This window comes from Methylomonas sp. MK1 (assembly GCF_000365425.1).
Taxonomy (GTDB): Bacteria; Pseudomonadota; Gammaproteobacteria; order Methylococcales; family Methylomonadaceae; genus Methylomonas.
In genome coordinates this window covers 1,170,872-1,189,184 of sequence record NZ_AQOV01000002.1, presented here as the reverse complement: position 1 = coordinate 1,189,184, position 18,313 = coordinate 1,170,872, and the positions used below count along the sequence as shown (strand labels likewise).

The 18,313-nt window shown below is 52.6% G+C and carries 17 protein-coding genes; 7 read left to right on the top strand and 10 right to left on the bottom strand.

Annotated features, from left to right (window positions below):
• Positions 1–352 precede the first annotated feature (352 nt).
• From G006_RS0122250 to G006_RS0122230, 5 genes are all read right to left on the bottom strand, one after another.
• Positions 353–715, bottom strand: coding sequence for a hypothetical protein (locus G006_RS0122250; RefSeq protein ID WP_020485434.1), 363 nt, complete (start codon positions 713–715; stop codon positions 353–355).
• A gap of 105 nt (positions 716–820) precedes the next feature.
• Positions 821–1,228 carry a ketosteroid isomerase-related protein gene (locus G006_RS0122245; RefSeq protein ID WP_020485433.1) on the bottom strand — a complete coding sequence of 136 codons (408 nt, stop codon included), beginning with the start codon at positions 1,226–1,228 and terminating at the stop codon, positions 821–823.
• Positions 1,229–1,289: 61 nt separating this feature from the next.
• The gene (cobO, locus tag G006_RS0122240; protein WP_026147233.1) at positions 1,290–1,826 is read right to left on the bottom strand and encodes a cob(I)yrinic acid a,c-diamide adenosyltransferase; all 537 of its coding nucleotides are present in this window, start codon (positions 1,824–1,826) and stop codon (positions 1,290–1,292) included.
• 190 nt (positions 1,827–2,016) lie between these two features.
• Positions 2,017–2,847: a hypothetical protein gene (locus tag G006_RS0122235; protein ID WP_020485431.1), complete on the bottom strand. Its 831-nt coding sequence runs from the start codon at positions 2,845–2,847 to the stop codon at positions 2,017–2,019.
• A 44-nt stretch (positions 2,848–2,891) separates the two neighbouring features.
• Positions 2,892–3,752, bottom strand: coding sequence for a PEP-CTERM sorting domain-containing protein (locus G006_RS0122230; protein ID WP_152428996.1), 861 nt, complete (start codon positions 3,750–3,752; stop codon positions 2,892–2,894).
• Positions 3,753–3,882: 130 nt separating this feature from the next.
• On the opposite strand from G006_RS0122230, the gene G006_RS26250 reads away from it, so the two are divergent.
• On the top strand, positions 3,883–4,827 hold the full coding sequence (locus tag G006_RS26250) for a ribokinase (RefSeq protein ID WP_051067731.1): 945 nt from the start codon (positions 3,883–3,885) through the stop codon (positions 4,825–4,827).
• Here G006_RS26250 and G006_RS0122220 read toward each other — a convergent pair.
• From G006_RS0122220 to G006_RS0122205, 4 genes are read right to left on the bottom strand one after another with little or no spacing between them, the layout of a single operon-like run.
• Positions 4,824–5,642: a GntR family transcriptional regulator gene (locus G006_RS0122220; protein ID WP_020485428.1), complete on the bottom strand. Its 819-nt coding sequence runs from the start codon at positions 5,640–5,642 to the stop codon at positions 4,824–4,826. The genes G006_RS26250 and G006_RS0122220 overlap by 4 nt on opposite strands.
• Before the next feature lie 19 nt (positions 5,643–5,661).
• Positions 5,662–5,928: a SemiSWEET transporter gene (locus G006_RS0122215; protein ID WP_020485427.1), complete on the bottom strand. Its 267-nt coding sequence runs from the start codon at positions 5,926–5,928 to the stop codon at positions 5,662–5,664.
• Between the two features lie 10 nt (positions 5,929–5,938).
• A complete protein-coding gene (locus G006_RS0122210; RefSeq protein WP_020485426.1) occupies positions 5,939–6,133 on the bottom strand; it encodes a hypothetical protein in 195 nt (64 codons plus the stop codon).
• Between the two features lie 5 nt (positions 6,134–6,138).
• On the bottom strand, positions 6,139–8,445 hold the full coding sequence (locus tag G006_RS0122205; RefSeq protein ID WP_020485425.1) for a DNA translocase FtsK: 2,307 nt from the start codon (positions 8,443–8,445) through the stop codon (positions 6,139–6,141).
• Between the two features lie 171 nt (positions 8,446–8,616).
• Between G006_RS0122205 and trxB the strand changes: the two genes are divergently transcribed.
• Positions 8,617–9,573: a thioredoxin-disulfide reductase gene (gene trxB / locus G006_RS0122200; protein ID WP_020485424.1), complete on the top strand. Its 957-nt coding sequence runs from the start codon at positions 8,617–8,619 to the stop codon at positions 9,571–9,573.
• Between the two features lie 117 nt (positions 9,574–9,690).
• On the opposite strand, the gene G006_RS0122195 is transcribed toward trxB, so the two are convergent.
• Entirely contained in the window at positions 9,691–10,236 is a 546-nt protein-coding gene (locus G006_RS0122195) for a methyltransferase family protein (RefSeq protein WP_020485423.1), read from the bottom strand.
• 116 nt (positions 10,237–10,352) lie between these two features.
• Here G006_RS0122195 and G006_RS0122190 point away from each other — a divergent pair, with 116 nt between their 5' ends.
• From G006_RS0122190 to G006_RS0122170, 5 genes are read left to right on the top strand one after another with little or no spacing between them, the layout of a single operon-like run.
• Positions 10,353–11,051: an ABC transporter ATP-binding protein gene (locus G006_RS0122190; protein ID WP_033194414.1), complete on the top strand. Its 699-nt coding sequence runs from the start codon at positions 10,353–10,355 to the stop codon at positions 11,049–11,051.
• Positions 11,048–13,459 carry an ABC transporter permease gene (locus G006_RS0122185; protein ID WP_020485421.1) on the top strand — a complete coding sequence of 804 codons (2,412 nt, stop codon included), beginning with the start codon at positions 11,048–11,050 and terminating at the stop codon, positions 13,457–13,459. The genes G006_RS0122190 and G006_RS0122185 overlap by 4 nt, the downstream gene beginning before the upstream one ends.
• Positions 13,460–13,506: 47 nt before the next feature.
• On the top strand, positions 13,507–15,690 hold the full coding sequence (locus tag G006_RS26245; RefSeq protein WP_020485420.1) for a PhnD/SsuA/transferrin family substrate-binding protein: 2,184 nt from the start codon (positions 13,507–13,509) through the stop codon (positions 15,688–15,690).
• Positions 15,687–17,873 carry a CHASE domain-containing sensor histidine kinase gene (locus tag G006_RS0122175; RefSeq protein ID WP_020485419.1) on the top strand — a complete coding sequence of 729 codons (2,187 nt, stop codon included), beginning with the start codon at positions 15,687–15,689 and terminating at the stop codon, positions 17,871–17,873. Before G006_RS26245 ends, G006_RS0122175 begins: the two co-directional genes overlap by 4 nt.
• On the top strand, positions 17,863–18,312 hold the full coding sequence (locus G006_RS0122170; RefSeq protein ID WP_020485418.1) for a response regulator: 450 nt from the start codon (positions 17,863–17,865) through the stop codon (positions 18,310–18,312). Before G006_RS0122175 ends, G006_RS0122170 begins: the two co-directional genes overlap by 11 nt.
• The last annotated feature ends 1 nt before the right edge of the window (position 18,313 follow it).

Here is an 18,313-nt window from a genome sequence, read left to right as displayed (position 1 = left end):
TGTTTTTAGTCTGAAACATCCGGGAAACGTCATATCCCTGCTTCCGCCCCGAAACCATAAAACCCGACTTGCGCGCTTCTGATCGATTACGCCTTTCCTGACTTTACGATCACCGGCAAACCGAGCATCCGTCATAGATGCGTTAACTGTTTTACCTGCAAACAGGATTGGCGAACAGCCTACCGTTTTGCCTGTTCGGTTGCTACGGTTAGTTTGCGAATGACGACGACCACACCCGGCGTCGATGTTCAGAAAAACACTGACAAATCGGCTAACGATATCTTTCACCGCTAACCGATCCGATTGGAGACAAGACGACGTTTCCAGCTATCGCGCAAAACGCCGCCTCTAATTAAAATTTCTTATCAATCAAAACCTTGTCGTCAATAACCAGCTTCGAGACGCCGCCCAATGCCAAATGCAAGGTGCATGATGCGGTTTTGAAGTTGGAGTCTTTCTCGCCTATCCATTCCATCGTTACATAGGTGGTTTTGTCGGTATCGGTTTTGGACGGGAAATAAACCTGAGTTCCGGTTTTGTTTTCGATCAATTTAGGACATTTTTGGGTAGCCATCTCCTGCATAGCCACCAGCGTGCGAATTTGCGCGGCTGCCTCTTTTTCCTCGTTGGATTGATCCTTGCTGACGCCCACCATGATAAAACCGGCTACAAACACCCCCACGACAGCGATCATCAATTTCTGTGTTTCACCCATTGTTGCTCTCCTCTGTTTTGTAGTTATTTTTTCGGCGAATCCGAATTGTCACCCTTCGGATTCTATGCCAATTGACCGGTATCGGCAATGCGCCTGACAAAAGCCTTACTGCGGATCAACCTGCGCAATCCAATCGCCCAAATTGTAGTAGTTGGTGATGCGCGCTACTTTGCCGTCGCGGATATCGAAAAACGCGCCGGCCGGCAACCGGTAGGTTTGGCCATTGGCTTCCGGTAGGCCTTCGTCGGTGTTCAGGTATTCGCCCAACACCACAAACTCGGCCGCGCCGCGCGTGCCTTCTTCGTTGGCCATAATCACCATGTCCACCAACTGTTCTTTATAGTGGTGATTCATTTTTTTCATGAACTCTGCGAAAGCGGCCTTGCCTTGCTCGCGGTCGCCTTGGTTAATGTCATGTACCACATCGTCGGTCAACAAGCTCAGAAAGGTATCCATGTCGCCGCTGTTGAATGCTTGATAGTACTGTTCGATAAGTTTTTTTGCTTGTTGCATAGTGGTCTTGAGCCTAGATTAAAAACCGTCAATTTTGCCAGAAGCCTGGCTTTTTTTCAGCTTAAAATTCCACGCCCTGCTCGGCCTTGATGCCGGCGGCATAAGCGTGCTTGATTCTGGTCATCTCGGTGACCGTGTCGGCAGCCTCAATAACTTCCGGCGCCGCATTCCTGCCGGTCATCACCAAATGCAGCCAGGCGGGTTTGTCGTTTTTGATGAAATCGGCGATTTCCTGGCCGCTGATCCAGCCGTAGCCGCAGCAATAATTGATTTCGTCCAGGATCACCAGGTCGAATTCTTCGGAGAGGATTTTTTGTTTACTAAATTCCCAAATCTCCCGGCTGGTTTTAATATCCTGTTCCGGATTCTTGGTATCCCAAGTAAAACCGTCGCCCAAGGCATGCCATTCTATTTCTTCGAAACGCGTCGCCGCCCGTTGCTCACCGGTTTGCCATTGACCTTTGATGAATTGGATCACACAGACTTTCATGCCCCAGCCGGCGGCGCGAAACACCATGCCAAACGCACTTGAGGACTTACCTTTACCTTCGCCGGTATGTACCAATACTACTCCGTGTCTTCTATCTCTGGTTTTCATTAATTATGCTTCTCTAGCCCGTGTATCAGCAGCTTGTTTAAATTGGTCGAGCATTGTAACAACTTATCAGCGGCCGAGAGGCAGAAGTGGGATTACGGCACCGCCGCCGATCTTAGAACCTTCCGGAACGGCAAAGGATTCGGTTTCGAATACTTTTGCCGTGCTTGAGTAGCGGCAATCGGGTATTGAACTAGCCTATTACCCGCTTGCGCAAATTAGAAAAACCAAATGCACACAGACCGGCAGCAAAGGTCCAAAACGCGGCGGGTAATGGCACGGGGGCGTAGCTAAAACCGCTGCCGCTCTGCAACTGATAACGGCTGTCGGCAATACCGAGATACACCAAACCGGTGTTTCCAAAATTGGCGGAAGACTCGGTTATGGTAGGTTTGAAATAGCTGCTGGCTCCCGCACCAACTTCTAGAAAGGCGTCCAACGAAATCAAGGTATTGACCGGCACCGAAAATGTCGCCACCCCGGTACATGACGCTATCCATGAGCAACTGAAACTACGCGGCGTATAGCCGTTTTCCGTGAAAGAGATCCTGTCACCCGTACTAAGTTGAACGGTACCGCTAGCGGCGGCGGTTCCCGATAGCGCTCCTGACACTAAGTAAGTCAAGGTCAGATCGATGTTTCGACCGCTGGGCCCCACCAACTTGAAGTTATCGGCAAACGACACTTTGCTGCTACCACTGGCGACATTGGCGGCATAGGCCGTCGCGCTGGCGCTGGCGCTAGCTTTCAGTACACCCGGACTCACAAAACCGCTAGCGGACGAACGATAAATCTCCGAGAGACTGCCCGGCTCACCGTTATTGGGTACTTTATAAAACGCATTGACGGAATCCGCGGACGGGCCATCGATACTATTCACGACATTGGAATCAGCATCATAGGATTGACTACCGTAGGCGGCATTGGCGCTGGCTATCACGGTCAAGGATGTGGTGTACGCGTTGGCCGCCGGCACATAAGCCATTACGGTAAATAACGGCAGTAAAATTGTAAATCGATTCATGCGAACCTCTGGGAAGATAGGTTGAAAAAAATTTTAACCTGGCGTTACCGCCATAAAGGCTTTCTCAGCCGAAAAAGCAAACCCAGAATGCCGCTGCCAAATAGCCAAACGGACGCTGGAAGTGGTATAGGGGAGTAATCAAAACCACTGCTACTGACTATGCGTTGTCTCGTATCTACCGGGCTAATAAATATCCGGGCAGTATTGCCGTAATTGGCAAGAGCATCGCCGTATTTATGGCTTTCATCGGTGTTGGCTGCAGCAAGAACTTCCAAAAAACCGGAAATCGATATATCCCAATTGGCAGGTACTGAAACAGTGGCTTTGCCGGTACACGAGTTAATGTTTGATGAGCAATTAAACTGCAGGGGGGAGGCCAAAGCCTCACTCGCGTTAATGTTAAACGTGTCATCGTACGAAGATATTTTTAAGCCGCCTTTGACTTTTGCTAACCCCTGCAAACTGCCGCTTAAGTGATATTCGATATTAATGTCGACGAATAATTTACTCGAAAAAATAGAGAAAGTATCCGTGAATTCGGCATTGCCAACTCCAACCACACCCAAATTATTTGGATGTGGGCCATCTAAAAAATAACCGGCACTGGCGTAGGCTTTTAATATGCCTGGACTAGCGTCGGCTGAAGCTATTGCTTGTCTTCTATAGGAATAGCCTGATTCGGTGTTGGCATCGAACCCTTGATCGTAAACCGAACCATAAGCGTGTGACACTGCGTTTGTATGAGAATCGGTTTGACCATCTGCAAACGGCAATACCGTGTACGGCGATGGATCAGGATACGAATGCCCCCCTACTTTAGCGCCTGCGCTGGCGAATGTTGTATAAGCATGTAGTGTGGGTGAGCTGCAAAGTAATAGCCCAGCTATGATGTATTGACGCTTCATGACGACCCTCTTTTTTGGCATTCAATTTAGGTACCATAGAAATACCAGATAGAAATATTTGCGTCAATCGTAAATTCTTGGATTTATTTCGGTACTATTTCACAGATTTTTTCCGAGAATTGGAGCTTGCGTGTCCATCCTAGTTTTAGCCAGCTATGTCCATGCCCACTGCCTGCACGTTGAGCGCCTGCCCTGTTCAGGCGAATCCGTGCAAGCTACCGGCATAATTGAGGAGCACGGCGGTAAGGGTTTGAATGTCGGCTTAGCCGCGCATAAACAAGGCGCTGAGGTGGCAATGCTATTGCCGCTGGGAATGGATGCAGTTGCGGACAGTGTGATTACATTACTGAAGAATGAAGGACTGGACGACCGCTGGCTTCTAAGAACAGGACCACAATCCGGTTTTGGTGTCGGCTTTATAGGCCCGAATGGCGAGAATTTTTTGGCCGTCTATCCAGGCGCCAACGCCCTGTTGAATAAGGAACATGTCGAACAGGCCTTAGCCGCCTTTCCAGACCTAAATTTGATTTACGCCCAGTTTGAAATCCCGGAAGCACCAATCCGCAAAGCGTTCGAGATTGCACGTCAGCGCGGCATCCGAACGATGCTGAATCCGTCACCCTGGCGCCAACCTGATCCTGGCTTATTAAAGCTAACCGATATTTTGGTGGCAAACGAAACCGAAGCCGCGTCACTATTCGGCCTAAGCAACAGTGAAATCAGTCTGGAGCGGTGGATGAATAACTTAGCCAACTGTGCGGAACAAATTGCCTGGTCAGGAGAGCTACTGGTGGTAACGCTAGGTGAAGCGGGATGCGTGGCCTTAACGAAAGATAACGTCGTATATCAACCGGCTTGGCCCGTTGCCGCACTGGACGCCACCGGCGCCGGTGACGCGTTCAGCGCCGGCCTGGCGACTGCCTTAATGAATAATCTGAGTTTAACTGAGGCTTTGAGCCGAGCCTGTGCCAGCGGTGCCTGGGTCGCCAAGCATCGTGGCGTATTAGGATGCTTGCCGAGCCAAGCCGAGATTGACAACTTTATGCAAACCAATCCAAGGCCAAAAACAGTCTAGTTCGGCCGGATTTTCAGATTGACTCGGTAGGTGTAGGCGTCACCACGAAACGTGCCTTCGACATACTCCACGATCTGGCCGTTGTCGGCGTAAGTCTTGCGTTTCAATAATAAGCAGGGACCCGGCTGGTCAAAACCGAATACGGCCGCTTCCACTTCATCGCTCAGCACTGCTTCTATGGATTGCTCAGCATGGACCAAGCCCAAGTCGCAGTGGGTCTCAAGGTATTGATAAGCAGATCCTTCGCCGTCCCACTCGGCCAAAGCCGGTGCCACGCTTAGATCGTACCAAGCCACTTCGCGCGATAGCGGCATACCGTCTCCCAAGCGCACCCTTACCAAACGTAGAAATCGAGTAGAGGCGGGACGATTAAAAATAGAAGCGATAGTTCTATCGACGACAATCTTGTGCTCGAGAATTTGCGTGGACGGGGTAACTCCCAACTCGCGCATTTCCTCGGTAAAACCTTTCAACTTACCCATCTCCGGATTAATCCGCGAAGGTGGCGCTTTGACTGTGACGCCGGCGCGGCCATGAGTGGCAATACAATCCTGAGCCCGCAATTCTTCGTAACAACGCCGCACCGTAGTGCGACTGAGATCCAGCGCTTCCGCTAAAGCCCGCTCGGATGGCAGACTAAAACCATCTCCGAGCTCGCCGGACTGAATCATATCGGTAATGCGTCTTTGCAATTGCTTGTAGACAGGCTCGGAAATCCCGGTGTTCGGGCGAATTTTCTCAATGAAAGCGCTGCTATCATTGGCGGCGGAAGTATCGGCTGTTATTTCGATATTGCTGGAAACACTGGAAGGCATTGTGGTTGACCCGGCATTCTCATTTACGCAGTAGATTGTGAATCTTAAAGCACAGAATAGCCGCTGCCAGCAAAAACGTAATAGCGTTGGCAACGATGATGGCTACGTTCGCCAGAAAAATACCATAAATTAACCACAGCAACACTCCCAGCGTAAACATGCTGTACATGCCTAGCGATAAGGAATCGGTATCGCGGGTTTTGAAGGTCATAATCGCTTGCGGCAGAAAAGAGGCCGTAGTCAAGGTCGCCGCCAGATAACCGATCAGCTCGGGGATTAGGTCCATATCAGAAAAATCAAGCCGTGAAATGTTGCCAGCCAAAGTAGCTTAAGGCGACGAGCAATAATTGCGCAAAAGCCAGCAGCCAGAAATAACCCACAAACATCATGATTTTAACCGGCGTTTCCTGGCTTTGTTTGGAACTAAGCAACCAACCGCCAATGCCGGAAATAACAGCGACGACCAGCAAGCCAGCTATAACGATACTCATCGCAATTAGCGCGGCGGCGGCGCCAACACCTCGCGGGAGCCGTTGGTTTCCGGCATGCTGACCACGCCGGCGTTTTCCATGTCTTCGATAATGCGCGCCGCCCGGTTGTAACCGATTTTGAAGCGGCGTTGCACGCTGGATATAGACGCTTTGCGCGACTCGGTGACAAAAGCCACTGCTTCGTCGTAGAGCGCATCGGACTCGCTGTCCTCGCTGTCCAAACCGGCCACTTCGCCACTATCGGTACGTTCCTGGGTGATTTCGTCAAGATAATTGGTCGGGCCGGTTTTTTTCAAAAACTCGACCACGCGATGCACTTCATGGTCATCCACAAACGCACCGTGAGCACGCAACGGAATGCTGGTACCGGACGGCAAGAACAGCATGTCGCCGTTACCCAGCAAGGCTTCCGCACCGCCTTGGTCGATAATGGTCCGGGAGTCAATGCGCGACGATACCTGGAAAGAAATTCGAGTCGGGACGTTGGCTTTAATCAAACCGGTCAAGACATCCACGGAAGGTCTTTGCGTTGCTAATACCAAGTGAATACCGGCAGCACGGGCTTTTTGCGCCAAACGCGCAATCAGTTCTTCAACCTTTTTACCGACCACCATCATCATGTCGGCCAACTCGTCAATGACGATGACAATGCTAGGTAGCGTGTCCAATAGCGGATAATCTTCCAAGGCCACCGGGGTTTCGGGACGAAACAAAGGATCGCGAATCGGCTGACCAGCAGCTTCCGCTTCTCTGACCGCCTGGTTATAACCGGCCAGATTCCGCACCCCGACTTTGGACATCAATTTGTAACGACGCTCCATTTCCGCCACGGCCCAACGCAAGGCATTCTGTGCGTCCTTCATATCCGTAACAACTGGCGTCAGCAAATGCGGAATGCCTTCGTACACCGACAACTCCAGCATCTTCGGGTCTATCATGATCATCCGCACGTCTTCCGGCTTGGATTTATAAAGCAAGCTGAGAATCATCGTGTTGATCGCCACCGATTTACCGGAACCTGTAGTACCGGCCACCAGCGCATGCGGCATTTTGCCGAGATCCGCCACCACCGGCGTACCGGAAATATCCTTACCCATCGCGATGCTGAGTTTGGATTTAGCACGTTCGAATTCATCCGATACCAACAAATCGCGCAGGGAAACCATCTCCCGTTCCTGATTCGGAATTTCCAAACCGATGACGGACTTGCCTTCGATGATCTCAACGATACGCACGCTAGTCACCGACAAGCCGCGCGCCAAGTCTTTGGCTAAACTGCTGATCCGGCTAACTTTAACGCCGGCCGCCAAACGCAATTCGAAACGGGTAATCACCGGCCCAGGCAAAACCGCTTCCACTTCGGCGGCGATACCGTAATCCTGCAACACGTCTTCCACCTGCCGGGAAATTTCTTCCAGCTCTATTTTGGAATAGCGTTTAACTTTGATTTCGCGCTTATCCAGCAATGACAAGGTTGGCAAGGCATTGATATAGGCGCCGGGTTCCATATCATCCACGGGCTTGCTATCTTTTCTACGCAAGGGTCTAACTGCGGCAGTAGCTGACGGTTGCGCGGTTTCCAGTACTTGAATCTGCGGTTTTTTGGCGCGGTCTTCGGTTTTAGCCTCCGGCTGCTGATTACGCGGCTTTTTGGCTTCTTTTGCAGATTCGGGTCGCGCGGGTCTGTCCGAGCGGTAGCGCTCGGGCACCTCAACCGCCTGCCGGCCCACCACCGAACAAGCCGTCATCGCGCATTTGCCGATAAAGGCCATCATTGTCAGCCAGGACAAGCCGGTAAACAAGGTGACACCGGTCATGAAAATCGCCAGTAACAATAAGGTAGAGCCGGAGTTGCCTAACAAATGCACCAAGGCGTCGCCGATCTCCCGTCCCAGAATACCGCCAGGGCTCTCCGGCAAATCAACTTTGGTGCGCAGAAAATGCAGATGCAAAAACAGAATCGCCGAACCGGACACTGTTGTAGCCAGAAAACCGGCCGAGCGTGAAGCCAGCGCCCATTGTCCACCGGTCTGACGGGAGCCTTGAAACAAGATGTAGCCATACCAGAAAATCATGATGGGAATCAGGTACGCCATCAAGCCCAGGAAACTCAGGACAAAATCCGCCAGCCAAGCGCCAAACAAACCGCAGGCATTGCTGATGGATTGATACGATGTGCTATGGCTCCAACCCGGATCGTTGGAATTAAAAGTGACTAGGGCAATTAAAAAAAACAACGCACAACTCGAAAATCCTAGTAATGCGATTTCGCGATAGCCTCGCGCGGCTTTCTCTTCCACAACAGCAACCATAGTTGTCGGCTCACAATAAAAGCGTCACAAAACATGATTATAGATGATGTAAATCGATTTCACATTAGCTTAACGGGCCACAGCCTTAAAAACTAGTTAGTAAATCGGTTTTATCCGCAGGGGAATGCCCTTATAATTTTGCTACCCTAACCCGCATGGAGACTCGACATAATGGCTGCCGCAAAACATTGCAAACTTTTGATCTTAGGTTCCGGCCCGGCCGGTTACACCGCAGCCGTTTACGCCGCGCGCGCCAACTTGAATCCGGTGATGATCACCGGCATGCAACAAGGCGGACAATTGACCACCACCACCGAAGTGGACAATTGGCCCGGCGACGTGGAAGGCCTACAAGGTCCTGACTTGATGGAAAGAATGCGCCTGCACGCAGAACGCTTCAACACCGAAATCATTTTCGACCATATCCACACGGCCGATCTGTCGCAAAAGCCGTTTACCTTGACCGGCGACGCCGGCGTCTACACCTGCGATGCCTTGATCATCGCCACCGGCGCGTCGGCCAAATATTTGGGACTGGACTCCGAAGAAGCTTTCAAAGGTAAAGGCGTTTCCGCCTGCGCCACTTGCGACGGCTTCTTCTACCGCAATAAACCGGTCGCGGTGATCGGCGGCGGTAATACTGCTGTGGAGGAAGCCTTGTACTTGTCCAACATCGCCTCCGAGGTGATCGTAGTACATAGACGCGATAAATTCCGCTCCGAAAAAATCTTGTCGGATAAACTGATCGAAAAATCAAAATCCGGCAATGTGCGTATCGAGTGGAACCATCAACTGGACGAAGTGCTGGGCGACGAGATGGGCGTGACCGGTCTGCGCATTAAAAACAGCCAGGACGGCTCGACCAAAGATTTGGATGTGCACGGTGTGTTCATCGCCATCGGCCACACACCGAATACCGATATTTTCGAAGGCCAATTGAAAATGGAGCACGGTTATATCGTGGTTAACAGCGGTATCCACGGCAACGCCACAGCAACCAGTGTGCCAGGTGTATTCGCGGCTGGCGACGTGATGGACTCGCATTATAAACAAGCCATCACCTCGGCCGGTGCCGGCTGTATGGCAGCTTTGGATGTGGAAAAATATCTGGATGAATTGGCCGGCTAGCGCTTTGCTTTTGTAACTGTGGGTCACGTTGCCGCGACAGCGGTTACGTGACTTATCGAAGTCCAGCGGCTCCGAATAAGTCAGGGAACGCTATCGCGCACCCTGACCTACCGACATTCAGTATACCCAGGGCAACAGCCGCCAAGTGGATGCGCAAAAATCTGCATAAACGCTGCCGAACTCTACCAACAGCATCCGCTCTTCAATTTCTATGCGCCGGGTAAACGCCCAAATCGTTGGTACAAGCAAGGTCGCCAAAGCGACAAAATCCCCCATCGCCACACCGGCGGCAAACAAGGCTATCAACAAGCCGGTGTAGGCCGGATGCCGCAGCCAGCGATACGGACCTTCCTTTATCAGACGATGCTCTTGCTGTATCGCTACATTCGTCGTAAAAAATCGCCCCAATTGCATCACCGCCGTGTAACGCAGATAAAGTCCGGCGGCAAACAACGCCATTGCCATTGCTTGTCTAGGCAGATACTCAAGCTTGATCGGCGCCCAAGCCAGATTTTTAAACCATAAGGCCAGCCCCAGACTGACCAAGATACTGATCCACAATACACGTTGCGAACGCCGTTCGGTACTCAAAATCGACCCTGCATGCACCGCAGTGCGGCGAGCCAACATAATCTCCGCCGCCATCCAAATTAAGCACAGCATTAGCCACAAAATCCGTACCGATGTCATTGATCGCCCTCCGGCGAAAAAGTCAGTGAAATGACGGGTATGCCAGGATGCCCGCGCCTCGTGTAACATACCGCAATTTGCCGGCTGTTATGAAAAAGATCATAGAACTGAAACAGGTTTATAAGGATTACCCGCAAGCCGGCACGCTGCAAACCGTTTTGCACGACATCAATCTGGACATTTACCCCGGCGAATTCGTCGCCATCGTCGGGCCGTCAGGCAACGGCAAATCCACTTTATTGAATCTGCTTACCGGCATCGACCATCCCAGCCAAGGCCAAGTCATCGTCAATGGTGCCGAGCTGCAAAAACTCAGTAACGAAAAGCTCACCCGTTGGCGCGGCGCCAATATCGGCATCGTGTTTCAGTTTTTTCAGTTATTACCAGCCCTGAATCTGCTGCAAAATATCGTACTGCCGATGGACTTTCTCGGCTCGTTAAACAAACACCAGCGCCGCGAGCGGGCCATGCATTTACTTGACCTGGTCGGCCTAACCGATGCGGCGGAGCGCTTGCCCAGCCAGGTTTCCGGTGGCCAGCAACAACGGGCGGCGATTGCCCGCGCGCTGGCAAACGACCCGCCACTGATCGTCGCCGACGAGCCGACGGGCAATCTGGATGCGGCCACCGCCGACTCCGTGTTCGATTTATTCGCACACTTGCGCGACCAAGGCAAAACCCTGGTGATGGTCACCCACAACGACACGCTGGCTGACGCCGCCAGCCGCAAACTGGAAATTCGTTCCGGACGAATCCACGCCGACAGCCAGCCGGCAGGCAGCAGGTGAATACGCTCTGGCATAAAGTCTGGGCCGACTTGTGGCTGACAAAAAGCCGCACTGCCCTGGCGATTATTAGCATCGCCGTCGGCGTCTGCTGTGTCGGCACTCTATTCGGCATGATCGACTTGCTACTAAGTAAAATGGATGCCGCGCATCGGCAGTCGCAACCCTCACATATCAATCTGATTTTGCGACAGGATGCAGACATCGGTTTGCTGGAGCAAATCAAGGCCATACCTGGCGTAGCCGGCGTGGATACGATGACACCGCTGAGCGTGCATTTCCGCCAACCCGGCGAAACCGACTGGCGCCTGGGTACGCTAATAATCCGCCCAGACTATGACAATCAACATTTCGACAAAACCGCTTTGCAATCCGGTAATTGGCCAAGCGGAGATCAAATTGCGATTGAAAACCTCTCCGCGCTGTCCAGTGGCATACAAAACGGCAACATCGAATTCGAAACCGCCCTAGGGCCACAAACCTGGGCTATCGGCGGCATCGTCCGCCATCCCTTTGTTAAACCGCCCAAATTCGGCGGCCAGGTGCATTTTTTTGCCGGCGCAGCCCATGCTGCCCAGTTCGGGATTCCGGCAAACAGTTTCCGGCAGTTATTGGTGCAAATCGCCGAACCTTACAGCAGCGAGTCCGCCCGTAACGTTGCCGGGCAAATTCGTAGCCTGCTGAGCGCGCAGCATATCGGCGTCAATGTCACCTTGTTGCAAGACCCGGAACAACATTGGGGCCGGCCGTTTTTAGCCGGGATCAACGGCGTGCTGCAAATCATGGCATTAGTCTCGTTAGCCCTGGCTAGCGTACTGATTTTAAACACCGTATCGGCCCACATTACCCAGCAAACCGATCAGATCGGCGTCATGAAAGCGCTGGGCGCCAAGACCATAACGATTGCCAAACTGTATCTACTGGAAATCCTATTTTTATCATTGGTGGCGATCGTTTTGGCTATACCGCCTGCCCTAGCCGCCGCTTATTTCAGCGCTTGCCGACTACTGGCTTTATTCAATATCGACTGCGGCGCGTTCGTAATTTCCGTGCCCGCCGTTGCTTACATGCTGCTCGGTGGCCTGCTGGCGCCGTTGCTGGCGGGGTTGCCGCCAATTCTGCGCGGTGCGGCAATGACGGTGCGTGCGGCAATCGCCAGTTATGGCGTGGGCGCGGATTTTGGCTACAACCGTTTCGATCTGCTAATAGAGAAGTTCGGCGCGCGCTTTCTACCGACTTTATCCGCCGCAGCTTTAGGGAATTTGTTCCGCCGTAAAGCCAGGCTGTTATTGACGCAAAGCGTATTGATCTGTGCCGGCGTGATGTTTTTAGTGCTGACCAGTTTGATCGCCTCGTTGAATTTAACGCTGGACCGGGAAATGGCCCGTAGCCGTTATGCCGTGCGGCTGGGCTTTACCCAAGACCAATCCGAGCAAACAATTCGCGACATTACCGCAGCGGTGGCCGGCACGGAACAAATAGAATTCTGGCAACGATCCAGCATGCAAATTTCTAAGGACGGCCTGGCCTTGCCGCAAAAAGGCAGCCTGGGCATGCACCTGCTGGCATTGCCGGCCATCTCAAATATGTACCAACCGTTGATCGAATCCGGTCGCTGGTTGCAAGCCAGCGATGCCGGCCAGCGCGTGCTGGTGCTAAGTGCGGATACGGCAGAGCTGAACGGTATCCGAGCCGGCGATATGCTGGACGTCGCGCTCGGAGCCGATCACGAGAGATGGCAAGTGATAGGCATCTATCGTTGGTTGGCCGGCAACAGCTATGCGGTGGAACCGGCCTATGCGCCGCTGGAAACCCTCCGGCAGATTACCCAAAACCGGGAATTGGCATCGTTTGCGTTGCTCAATGCGCCGATAGCAGACCTGCATCAGGAGGCCGACTATCTACGCAACTTGCAACAACAGTTTCAGGAGCATGGCGTACAACTGGATGTTTACACCACGCTCGCCAAACTGGAACAACGCCAGTTTACCCGCAACCAGTTCAAACCAGTGCTGAACACCCTGCTGGGTCTGGCCTGCATGATTGCGGCAGTCGGCGGTATCGGTCTGTCCGGCACGTTGGCAATTAGCGTATTGCAGCGCATTCGCGAAATTGGCGTATTGCGCGCCATCGGCGCCCCCTCCACAAAAGTGTTCCGCATGTTCTTACTGGAAGGCCTGCTGCATGGCGGCATGGCTTGGTTACTGAGTATTCCGTTGGCTTATTTGGCCGCCGAGCCGCTAGCCAAAACACTCGGACGAACTATGCTTGGCATACAACTGGATTTCCGCTTCGACTTATGGGCAATTCTGTATTGGCTGCTGATTGTACTTACGGTAGCTTGGATCGCTGCTTTCTGGCCGGCGCGTAAGGCAACCCGCCTAAGCATTAGAGAATGTTTGGGACACTGAACAGCTGAGTATTGGGTTTTACCTAAATGAGCAGTGACCATTTATCAATGACCAAAAACACTTTGATTAGCCCATTTAAATTCCTGCTTATTTGCTGCTTGCTAGCCAGCTTTGCAGCGCTGGCCGACGTACCGGTGCGAATCGGCGTATTAGCCTATCGGCCCAAGCCGCAAACCCTGGAACAATGGCAAGCACTGCGTAAAGTCTTGCACCAAGCTATACCTGAGCGCGAATTCATCATCGAAGCTTTGAACTACGACGAACTGGAAGCCGCTGTAAACAGTAAACAATTGGACTTTGTGCTGACCAATCCCGGCCACTATGTCCATATCAGCTATCAGCATGGTTTTTCAGCACCGCTGGCAACATTGCTCAGACACGAGAACGGCCGCTCCCAAGATGTGTTCGGCGGCGTGATCTTCGCGCTGGCCGAACGCGGGGATATAAACGCGCTAAGCGATCTGCGCGGCAAAAAAATCGCGGTTACCAGCCAAGATTCCTTGGGCGGATTCCAGATGCAAGCTTACGAAGCCGCCCAAGCCGGAATAGACCTTACCAAAACCTCAAAATTGCTGCTGACCGGGATGCCGCACGATGCAGTAATGGAAGCGGTATTGTCAGGGCAAGCCGATATAGGATTCATCCGCAGCGGCGTTCTGGAGGATTTGGCCACCAGAGGCCAGCTCGACTTGGGGCGGATCAAAATCCTCAATTTGCAAACATCCGCGAACTTCGCACTGTTATCGACGCAACTTTATCCGGAGTGGCCGTTTGTAGCCTTGCCGAGCGTAGACCGCGAGCTGGCCAAAAAAGTCGCCGGTACTTTGTTTATGATGGGCCCCGACCTTATTCCAGGGATTGATGGCTTTACCATACCGGCCGATTACAATTCGGTAGAACAATTACTGCGGCACTTGCGTGCCAAGCCCTTCGACGCCGTTCCGCTGTTCACGTTGACGGATATTTGGCAACGTTACCCTACACCGGTGCTGGCAATCAGCGCCGGCGTATTCCTGGTGGTGTTGCTCAGTTTGAGTTTATTCTCGATGAACCGTTATCTGGCGGCGGAACGGCGCCGAGTCCGCGAACAAAATATTCGGCTGGCGGACAGCGAATATCGCTGGAAATTTGCCCTGGAAGGTGCCGACGAAGGCGTATGGGATTGGGACATCGTCAGCGGCGAGGTATTTTTCTCGCCGCGCTGGAAGTCGATGATAGGTTATGAACCCGAAGAATTCGCCAATAACTTCGACGCCTGGCGGAACAGCCTACATCCGGACGACACCGAGCGGGTGCTGCAGATCCTGTCTGACTACTTCGACGGCAAGAATAAATTGTATTGGGTGGAGTTTCGCATGCGCTGCAAGGACGGACGCTATAAGTGGATACTCGCCAAGGGCATGGTGGTAGCGCACACACCGGAAGGCAAACCGCAACGGATGCTGGGTACGCACGTCGATATCGACAAGCATAAACAGATCGAGCAGGAATTAAGGCAAAGCCACGATGCCTTGTTGCGCTCCAATGTTGATCTGGAGCAGTTCGCTTATAGCGTATCCCACGACATGCGGCAACCCTTGCGCATGGTCTCCGGCCATTTGCAGTTTTTGCAACGCAATCTGCCTGAATCGCTGGACGAAGACGCGCGGCAAAATCTGAATTTTGCCTTGGAAGGCGCCAAGCGCATGGACGCGATGATCGTCTCGCTGCTGGAGTATTCGCGCGTCGGCCGTAAAACCCAAGAGAAATCCTGGATTGCCAGCGATGCGGTCCGCGATGAAGTGTTGCAATTCGTCGAACCCTTGGCGGCACAATGCCAAGCCAACATCCGTTGCCAAGGCGATTGGCCTATTCTGTATGCCAGCCGCGACGAACTGAGCCGCTTGCTGCAAAACCTGCTGGTTAATGCCCTGCACTATCGCCAAGAATACCAAGCTCCCGTTATCGACGTTAACTCCGAAGTCAGTGACGGCTTTTGGCGGCTGAGTGTGCGCGACAACGGTATCGGTATAGACCCTGGACAATTTGATCGGCTGTTTCAGTTCTTCAGCCGCCTACAAGCACGCACGCGTTTCGAAGGCACCGGTATGGGCCTGGCTTTGTGCCGACGCATAATCGAACATCACAACGGCAAAATTTGGGTGGATTCAGCCGGCGAAGGCCAGGGCTCATGTTTTACTTTTGAAATTCCCTTGGGCTATACCCCCGCTACCGACAGTCAGCCGACATGAATAATCACCCAGAAACCTCGGTTGGCGCCCAACCACGCTCAAGCCTGAGCAAACCTCGGTATTACAGCCACTGGCTAACGGTAGCAGTCCTGCTAATTACACTGTTGACCAGCTACCAGGCTTGGCTGATTGCGATCGAGGACTTGGAACACGAGCGGCGGCTCTATTTCGATTTCCGCGTCCGGCAATTGGTGCAAAGTATCGAGCAACGGCTAGCCGCTTACGAGCAAATGTTATACGGCGCCAGGGGATTATTTGCGGCATCAGGACTGGTGCAACGCCACGAATATCGGGAATATGTCTCCGCACTGAGCCTCGATCAACGCTTTCCCGGCATCCAAGGCGTAGGATTTTCGCTGTGGATACCTAAAACCGAGAAAGACCGGCATGTTGCCGAGTTGCGCAAACAGGGCTTCGCCGATTACGACATCCATCCTATCGGCGAGCGGGATTTTTACACATCGATTATTTATCTGGAACCGTTTTCCGGCCGGAATCTTCGCGCCTTCAGTTACGACATGTTCTCCGAACCCACCCGCAACCTAGCATTAAGCTATGCCCGCGATAACAACAGCCTGGGTGTTACCGGAAAAGTTAAGTTAATACAGGAAACCGAACAAGACGTGCAAGCCGGCTTTTTAATGTACCTGCCGGTGTATAAAAAAGACGTACCGCACGACACGCTGGAGCAGCGCCGCGCCAATCTATTGGGTTGGGTTTACGCGCCATTCCGCACCAAGGACTTAATGGCCGGGATTGGCGGCGAACTAGAAAGCGATTTGGGATTGGAAATATTCGACGGGGAAACATTAAACGAAGAAAGCCGCATGTACGGCTCGGCACCGCCGGCAAACATTCAACCACTATTGACCTCCAAACAACAGATTGTTTTGGCTTGCCACCCGTGGACCGTATTGATTCATGCCGAACCGAATTTTCAAGCGCGGGTCGATCAAGACAAGCCATTAATTATCGCCGGCAGCAGCGTTAGCCTCAGCTTGCTGCTAAGTTTGCTAACCTGGCAGTTGGTGAACAGCCGCAGCCGGGCAATGGCCCTGGCGCAGAACATGACCGCCGAATTGCGAGAGAGTGAAAGCCGGTTCCGGGCCATGGCGGACTCGGCGCCGGTGATGATTTGGCTCTCGGACACAGCCAAGCGCTATTACTGGTTTAACAAAGTCTGGTTAGACTTTACCGGGCGCAGTATCGAACAAGAACTAGGTAATGGCTGGTCAGAAACGGTACATCCGGATGATCTGGAGTTTTGTCTAAACCACTACACCCAACACTTTGAAAAACACCAACCGTTCAGCATGGAATATCGTATGAGACGCCACGATGGCGAATATCGCTGGTTGTTCGACACCGGTATTCCCCGTTACGACGACCACGGCGAATTCGTCGGTTATATCGGCTCTTGCATCGATATTACCGAGCGTAGACAAATCAGCATGGCTCTGGAATCCAGCAACGCCGATCTGAGCCGTTTCGCGGAAATTTCCGCCCATCACTTGATGGAGCCGACTCGCCGCTTCGGCAGCTTTACTCAACGCTTACGCAACTCATTGAAGGCGTATCCGGAGGCCTTAGGCAACGAAGACATTAATAGTTGCCTGGATTATCTGGAACACGACGCCCAGCGTTTACTCGGTCTGGTACGTGACATTCAACTTTACGTGACCGCCGATCAATCCCGCGACAAAATGACTCAGGTGGACGCCAAAGCTGCTGCCGAAGCGGCTATCCAAGCATTAGCGAACAAGATAGAGGTTGCAGGCGCAAGTGTCAGCGTCGGCGAACTACCGCATGCCTATATCGATCACCCCCGCATGGCCGAGCTATTTAGATTGCTTTTGGACAATGCACTCAAGCACGGCCGGCCGGCCAATTCTGAACACCCCTTACGGATCGAAATTGGCGGCGTATCCGATCTGGACGTAAATCGTTATTATGTGCGCGATAACGGCGATGGGATAGATGCGGAATACCGGCAACGCGTCTTCGAAATCTTTGAGCGCCTGCATTATCGCGACAACGAGGCCGGTACCGGCATTGGTCTGTCGATAGCCCGCCGCATCGTCAGCAGTTGTCGCGGCAAAATTTGGATTGAAAGTACAGCGCAGAACGGTACGGCTGTGCTGTTCGAGCTACCCAATATCGAAGGAAATAAGCATGACGGATAAAGCAACGCCGCTGTTCGATGTGTTACTGGTGGAAGACGAACCCGCCGACGCCCATCTGGTGAAAATGAGCTTCAAGGAAAACCGGGTGCGTTGCAATCTGCATCATGTCTGGGACGGTGTCGAGGCGCTGGCGTTTTTGCGGCGGCAAGGCGCCGACTACGTAGACGTGCCGCGCCCGGATTTGATCCTGCTGGATCTGAATATGCCGCGCATGAACGGCCGCGAGTTTCTGGCTAAAATCAAGTCGGAACCGGACTTTTCCAGCATCCCGGCTATTGTCCTGACCACTTCCGATATTGAGCGCGACGTGGTCGCAACCTATCAACTAGGCGCCAATAGCTACATTACCAAACCGGTGGATGTCGAACAATTTATCGCGGCGGTTCGGCAAATCGAAGGCTATTGGTTTAATGTAGTGCGCTTACCAAGCAAGCAATAAT

Coding starts and splice junctions, on each gene's coding strand:
- G006_RS0122250 (WP_020485434.1), bottom strand. CDS start 715: ATGGGTGAAACACAGAAATTGATGATCGCTGTCGTGGGGGTGTTTGTA.
- G006_RS0122245 (WP_020485433.1), bottom strand. CDS start 1,228: ATGCAACAAGCAAAAAAACTTATCGAACAGTACTATCAAGCATTCAAC.
- cobO (WP_026147233.1), bottom strand. CDS start 1,826: ATGAAAACCAGAGATAGAAGACACGGAGTAGTATTGGTACATACCGGC.
- G006_RS0122235 (WP_020485431.1), bottom strand. CDS start 2,847: ATGAATCGATTTACAATTTTACTGCCGTTATTTACCGTAATGGCTTAT.
- G006_RS0122230 (WP_152428996.1), bottom strand. CDS start 3,752: ATGAAGCGTCAATACATCATAGCTGGGCTATTACTTTGCAGCTCACCC.
- G006_RS0122220 (WP_020485428.1), bottom strand. CDS start 5,642: ATGCCTTCCAGTGTTTCCAGCAATATCGAAATAACAGCCGATACTTCC.
- G006_RS0122215 (WP_020485427.1), bottom strand. CDS start 5,928: ATGGACCTAATCCCCGAGCTGATCGGTTATCTGGCGGCGACCTTGACT.
- G006_RS0122210 (WP_020485426.1), bottom strand. CDS start 6,133: ATGAGTATCGTTATAGCTGGCTTGCTGGTCGTCGCTGTTATTTCCGGC.
- G006_RS0122205 (WP_020485425.1), bottom strand. CDS start 8,445: ATGGTTGCTGTTGTGGAAGAGAAAGCCGCGCGAGGCTATCGCGAAATC.
- trxB (WP_020485424.1), top strand. CDS start 8,617: ATGGCTGCCGCAAAACATTGCAAACTTTTGATCTTAGGTTCCGGCCCG.
- G006_RS0122195 (WP_020485423.1), bottom strand. CDS start 10,236: ATGCTGTGCTTAATTTGGATGGCGGCGGAGATTATGTTGGCTCGCCGC.
- G006_RS0122190 (WP_033194414.1), top strand. CDS start 10,353: ATGAAAAAGATCATAGAACTGAAACAGGTTTATAAGGATTACCCGCAA.
- G006_RS26245 (WP_020485420.1), top strand. CDS start 13,507: ATGACCAAAAACACTTTGATTAGCCCATTTAAATTCCTGCTTATTTGC.
- G006_RS0122175 (WP_020485419.1), top strand. CDS start 15,687: ATGAATAATCACCCAGAAACCTCGGTTGGCGCCCAACCACGCTCAAGC.
- G006_RS0122170 (WP_020485418.1), top strand. CDS start 17,863: ATGACGGATAAAGCAACGCCGCTGTTCGATGTGTTACTGGTGGAAGAC.